This is a genomic window from Mesorhizobium sp. M7A.T.Ca.US.000.02.2.1, from assembly GCF_003996995.1.
Taxonomy (GTDB): Bacteria; Pseudomonadota; Alphaproteobacteria; order Rhizobiales; family Rhizobiaceae; genus Mesorhizobium.
Genome location: NZ_RZTT01000369.1, coordinates 1 through 5,968 on the forward strand (window position 1 = coordinate 1; position 5,968 = coordinate 5,968).

Consider the following 5,968-nt stretch of genomic DNA (forward strand, 5'->3'; position numbering starts at 1 on the left):
ACACATCCCCTACGAGGCGTTCCTGATGCTGCCGTTCATCTTCACCATCGTCGCCATGGCGGTGATGTCGCGCAACGCGGTGGCACCGTCGGCGCTGCTCAAGCCGTTTCGTAGGGAAGAGCGGTAGCAAAGCTTGGGTTCCTCGCCCCCGAAAAGCGGGGGAGAGGAACCCGCATCCTGCCAAGTTCGCGCCTCCTTTGAGCGTTTCACATCGCGGTAAAACCGTTGTCGACGAACAGATGTGTGCCGTTGACGAAGCTCGACTCGTCGCTAGCGAGGTACAACGCTGCCTTCGCCACCTCTTCCGGTTCGCCGATGCGGCCCTGCTGCGCGGCCAGTGCCGCGTCGGAGACGTCAACGCCGAGCCTGCCAAGGTCGGCGACCTCGCGCAGGCCGTGCGGTGTGCGGATGAAGCCGGGGCAGACGGCGTTGCAGCGGATGTTGCGATCGCGGAACTCGACGGCGATGGCGCGGGCGAACATGTGGCAGGCGCCCTTGGTGGTGTCGTAGAGCACTTCGTTGGGAGTCGCCGCCACCGCCGAGATCGACGAAGTACAGACGATCGAGCCGCCGCCGGCCGCAATCATGCCCGGCAAAACGGCGCGCGTCATCAGGAACATCGAGCGCACATTGACGGCATGCAGCCAATCCCATTCCTGCACCGTGGTCTCCAGGAAGGGCTTTATCACGATGGTGCCGGCGTGGTTGAACAGCACGGTGATGGGCCCGAGTTTTTCGATAGCACCCTTCACCGCCGCTTCGACCTGTGCCTCGTCGGAGACGTCGGCGACAAAATGTTCGGCGACATGGCCGCGCGCCCTGATTGTCGCTGCGGTTGCGGCGGCCGCCTCGCCGTTGCGGTCGATGATCGCCACCTTGGCGCCTTCGGCGGCGAACAGCTCCGAAGCCGCTCCACCCATTCCCGTCGCTCCTCCCGAAATGATGGCGACCTTGCCGGCCAGTCTTGTGCCCATTTTTCTGCCCCTATGTGACGATTTCGCTTTGCGGGTTGGGCGATGCTACCGCGCCGGCGCCGGGCGGCCAATCCACGAATTGCGTGCAGCGAGGGCAAGGCCATAGGTCCATTCGGACACAGAAGCGAAAACGGACGCGCCATATGGATCGGCCGTTGGAGTGCTCCCTCTAAGCAAGTGTCTACCAACTTCTAGCACGATAGGAGAAAATTATTCTATCTTTGGCCGAAAAATAGCAATCGACAAAGTCTACAAGTTTTATAGATTAACCGCCAAGACGGAGGTCGATATGTCCTATATCCAGAACGCCCAGACGGATCGCAGTGATCAGCGGTCGGCCAATGCCCAGGCCTTTCGCCCGGCCTATGCCGGGGCTTTCGCCTATCTCGTCTTTGCCCTTGCGTTCGTGTTCACCGGTGCCGTTGTACTGGGCCTTATTCCCTGAGTCGTCAGATCGACCGGGCTTAGCTGCCCACCGCTTTCAGGCAATCGGAGTTGAATGAACCGAATCCTCGGCGTGCTTTCGCGCGCCCGACACCACGGAGGACATGGCAATGCCGATCGAGTTCACGCATATCCCCGGTAAGACCGCCGATGCCGCGGTTCCCTTTTTCTACGACTTTGCCGAGACCGCGACCAAGCTCGGGCTGATCGAGGATGGCGGCTTCCGCAAGATCGTCGTCGACGATTCGGCCGGGTTGCTGACCAATATGGATCTTGCCGCCCAGGTGCTCGATCGCACCTCGTCGTTGGAAGCCGTCCTCACTCACTGGGCCGGCGTGGTCGAACCGACCGTGGCGGCCCGCCAGTTGGCGGCGATCGACAGGAAAAGCGGCGGGCGGCTGGCGCTGAGGATGATCAGCGAGCCGCTGAGCGACGACGATGCCGAAACACGGCCGGTCGGGCACACCGTCATCTGGCAGCGCATCGATGAATATCTGGTGCTGCTCAAGCGGCTGTGGTCGAACGACCGACCCTTCGACCATGAGGGCGCGTTCTACAGCATCAAGGGCGGCTACGTGCCGCGCAAGGGACCGCACGGCGCCGACCTGGTCATCCGCATGGGCGGGCAGTCCGGAACGGCACTCAAAGTTGCCGGCCGGCATGCCGATGTCTTTGAATTGGCGCCCGGCTCGATCGACGAGATCCGGCAATTGATGGAGCGGGTGCGCCGCTCCGCCGCCGAACATGGTCGGGCCGGCAAGCTGCGCTTCGCGCTTCCGGTCGGGATTCACCAAGGTGCTTCCGCCTCCGGCCACAAGGCGGTCGATGTTGCCGGGCCGCCAGCCCAGGCCGCCCTGTCGCTGCTTGCTTATGCAGCCCTTGGGATCGATGAATTCATGATTGTCGGCGTCGACACGCCACGCGAGATCGCAACGGTCGGCCGGGAAACGATCGCTCTGCTGCGCAATTCGCTGGCGCGTCGCGAACACGAGGCATTCCAGCCTGGGGCATATGCGTCTCGTGCAGGATTGGAGACGCGGGCAACGGGCTGAAGTTCTTCAGCCTTTTGTTGCCTCGGGCCTGTCGCCAAGCCGCGACAGGCCTTCAATGACGGCGGCTGCATCCGCCAGCACTCCGAAGACGCCGTCCTCAACCGTCACCATGTGAAGCGCTGCCTCATGCGCCTTTTGAGCCGCTGGCGCAGGCGTCCGAAATCGTCAGGCATTGGAAATTGCGGTCGCAGGCCTCGCGCAGCGTGGTGTGGACGCAGACATCCGTCGTGCATCCGGAAAACATGAGATGCGTGATGCCTTGCGCGCGGAGCACTAGCTCGAAATCCGTATAAATGAAGGCGCTGTTGCAGGTCTTGTCGACAATGATGTCCTGCGGCGCCACGTCGATCTCCGGAACGATCTGGAACCCCGTGCCCGAGCGCAGCAGGATATCGGTGCCGTCGAGACCGGCGCGCTTGCGGCGCCATTTTTCGTAAGGCGTCATATCGGCCACGTCGGCCCGATAGCCCTGCCTGGTGTGGATGACCCTGACGCCGGCCTTGCGCGCGGCAGCGATCAGCCGGCTCACCGTCGGCAGGACCGCCCTTAGGGGCGACGGGTCATAGCCCTGCCTGGCGAAGTAGCCTGTCGTCGACAGGAAATCCTGCTGCAGGTCGATGACGACCAGTGCGGTGTTTTCGGCCACCAGCCTGCCGTCATAGGGGAAATCGAAGGGCGTTGCCTTGATCATCCGGGGCTCCCTGCTTTGGGCCGCCACCATAGTGGATCAGCGCGACGACACCAGATGCTGCGCGTCGTGCAGACGCCGATAGATGCCGCCGGCGCGGAGCAGTTCGCTGTGCGAACCCTGTTCTACGACGCCCGACTCCGAGACGACGACGATGCGGTCGGCGCCGCGGATCGTTGCCAGCCGGTGTGCGATGACCAGCGTGGTTCGGCCCTCGGCAAGTTCGGCCAACGACTTCTGGATTTCGCCTTCGGTCTCGGTGTCGAGCGCCGACGTCGCCTCGTCGAGGATAAGGATCGGCGGGTTCTTCAGGAACATGCGGGCGATCGCCAGCCGCTGCTTCTGGCCGCCGGACAATTTTACGCCGCGCTCGCCGATGATCGTGTCATAGCCGGCCGGCAGGCCCGATATCATGCCGTCGAGCTGCGCCCGCCGCGCGGCATCGGCGATAGCCTCGTCGGAGGCGCCGAGACGGCCATAGGCGATGTTTTCGCGGATCGAGCCGCCGAACAGGAAGACATCCTGCTGGACGATGCCGATCTGGCCGCGCAGCGAAGCGAGCGTCATGTCCCTGATATCGATGCCGTCGATGCTGATCGCGCCGGCGCTGACCTCGTAGAAACGTGGCAGCAGCGAGCAGATGGTGGTCTTGCCGGCGCCGGACGGGCCGACGAAGGCGATGGTTTCGCCGGCGTGGATGGTGAGATCGATACCCCTGAGCACCGGCTTGCCGTCGCCATAGCCGAAGCTGACACCGCGATATTCGATGTCGCCCTTGAGGCCGCCCACAGTCACGGCACCTGGCCGGTCGGCAATGTCGGGTTCGGTGTCGAGTAGCTCGGTGTAGCGCCGGAAGCCGGCAATACCCTTGGGATAGGTCTCGATCACCGAGTTGATCTTCTCGATCGGCCGTACGAAGACGCCGACCAAAAGCAGGAAGCCGACGAAGCCGCCATTGCTGAGGCCTCCCGTGATGACGAGATAGCTGCCGGCGATCATGACCACGAGCTGGATCAGCCTTATGCCCATATAGTTCAGCGAATTGCTGGCCGACATGATGCGGTAGGCGTCGAGCTTGGTCTGGCGGTAGCGCTGGTTGTCATGCGCGAACAGCGTGCGCTCATGCTCCTCATTGGCGAAGGCCTGGACGACGCGCATGCCGCCGACATTCTCTTCGATGCGGACGTTGAAATCGCCGACGCGCCGGTACAGCGCCTGCCAGTTGCGCTCCATGCGGTCGCCATAGCGCATCGTCACCCAGGCGATCAGCGGTACGATCACCGCCGTGATCAGCGCCAGATGCATGTTGACGGTGAACATCAGCACGAAGGCGCCGGCGAAGGTCATGATGGCGATGAACAGGTCCTCGGGGCCATGATGCGCGATCTCGCCGATCTCCTCGAGATCCTTGGTGACGCGACCGACGAGATGGCCGGTCTTGTGGTTGTCGTAGAAGCGGAACGAGAGTTTCTGCAGATGATCGAAGCTCTTGCGCCGCATCTCGGTCTCGATGTTGATGCCGAGCATGTGGCCCCAATAGGTGACGACCGCCATCAGCACCGTGTTGAGCAGATAGATCACCAGCAGCCCGGCAGACGCGATGATGATCAAGGTCCAGTCCTGCTGCGGCAGCAGCTGGTCGACGAAGGTGCGGACCGCCATGGGAAAGCCGAGTTCAAGCAGGCCGGCCAGCACCGCGCAGGAGAAGTCGAGCGCGAATAGCCCCTTCCAGGGCGCGTAGTAGGAAAGGAAACGTCTGATCATCGAGGTGAACCGCAAGCTGTCTTGACGGGCGCGGTGAGCGCGCCGGCCGTCATCGGTGGGCGCTGCTTACAATCGGCAGCGCAAGGGCGGCAATATGCCAGGACGGACTTCATTGCCTGCCTTTCCACATCAGCGCCATGAAATAGGGGCCGCCGACGAAGGCGGCGATGAGGCCGGCCGGCACTTGCCAGGGAAAGATCAGCGTCCGCCCTGCCCAGTCGGCGGCAACGAGGATCAGCCCGCCTGTCATGGCCGAGGCCAGAAGCTGCGGCACGGCGCGGCGGAAGCCGAGCATGCGTGCGAGGTGCGGCGCCATCAGGCCGACGAAGCTCAGCGGGCCGATGACCAATGTCGCGGTTGCGGTGGCCAATGCGGTGAGCGCAAGCAATGTGGCGCGAACACGTCCCAGTCGCAGGCCAAGGCCACGCGCGGCGGTTTCGCCGAGCGGCAGTATATCGAGCCAGCGCGCGGTCAGCGGCGCCAGCGCGAGGACGGTGACCGCGACCGTTGCGGCGGTGAAGGCATCCGTTGGCGTTGCGCGATAGGTCGATCCCGACAGCCAGGCGAGCAGGAAGTCCATGCGCGGATCGCCGCTGGCCAGAAGCAGCGCGGCGAAGGCGGACGCGACCGTCGCCACGGCGACGCCGGCAAGCAGCAGCCGCTCGGGCGACAGGGCATTGCGCCGCCCGACCAGCACGACGATCGCCAGCGCCAGCAAGGCGCCCGCCAAGGCCGCGCCGAGCATTGTTGAGCGGTCGAAGCTGTCGCTGAGCAGCAGCAGCGCCAGCACGCCGAAAGAGGCGCCGCCGGAAATGCCCAGGACCTCGGGTGCGGCCATCGGGTTGCTGGTCATGCGCTGCATCAGCGTGCCGGCGACGGCGAGCAGGACGCCCGCCGACAGGGCGACGACGACGCGAGGCGCGCGCAGGGCAAGCAGCTCGGTCAAATCCGCGGATGCGATCCAGTGCCAACCGCCTGCGCCACGGCCAAAGCCGATGGCGAGGACAACCGCGAGGATGAGCGCCAGCAGGCCCGCGATCAACGGC

5 protein-coding genes and 1 pseudogene are annotated in these 5,968 nt (G+C 64.2%); 2 read left to right on the plus strand and 4 right to left on the minus strand.

Annotated elements, in window-relative coordinates; translation table 11 throughout:
* Positions 1–206 precede the first annotated feature (206 nt).
* A complete protein-coding gene (locus EOD15_RS26640; protein WP_127322003.1) occupies positions 207–974 on the minus strand; it encodes an SDR family oxidoreductase in 768 nt (255 codons plus the stop codon).
* A gap of 289 nt (positions 975–1,263) precedes the next feature.
* Here EOD15_RS26640 and EOD15_RS26645 point away from each other — a divergent pair, with 289 nt between their 5' ends.
* Both EOD15_RS26645 and EOD15_RS26650 read left to right on the plus strand, forming a co-directional pair.
* Positions 1,264–1,419: a hypothetical protein gene (locus EOD15_RS26645; protein ID WP_127269069.1), complete on the plus strand. Its 156-nt coding sequence runs from the start codon at positions 1,264–1,266 to the stop codon at positions 1,417–1,419.
* 109 nt (positions 1,420–1,528) lie between these two features.
* Positions 1,529–2,470, plus strand: a complete 942-nt coding sequence (locus EOD15_RS26650) for an LLM class flavin-dependent oxidoreductase (protein ID WP_127322004.1) — start codon at positions 1,529–1,531, stop codon at positions 2,468–2,470.
* Positions 2,471–2,476: 6 nt separating this feature from the next.
* Here the strand turns inward: EOD15_RS26650 and EOD15_RS26655 are convergent.
* From EOD15_RS26655 to EOD15_RS26665, 3 genes and pseudogenes are all read right to left on the minus strand, one after another.
* Positions 2,477–3,161, minus strand: a pseudogene (locus EOD15_RS26655) (isochorismatase family cysteine hydrolase).
* Positions 3,162–3,197: 36 nt separating this feature from the next.
* Complete coding sequence (locus EOD15_RS26660) at positions 3,198–4,922, minus strand: ABC transporter ATP-binding protein (RefSeq protein ID WP_127322005.1); 1,725 nt, start codon at positions 4,920–4,922, stop codon at positions 3,198–3,200.
* Between the two features lie 109 nt (positions 4,923–5,031).
* A partial coding sequence (locus EOD15_RS26665; protein ID WP_148129649.1) for an iron chelate uptake ABC transporter family permease subunit occupies positions 5,032–5,968 on the minus strand: 937 nt, incomplete at its 5' end.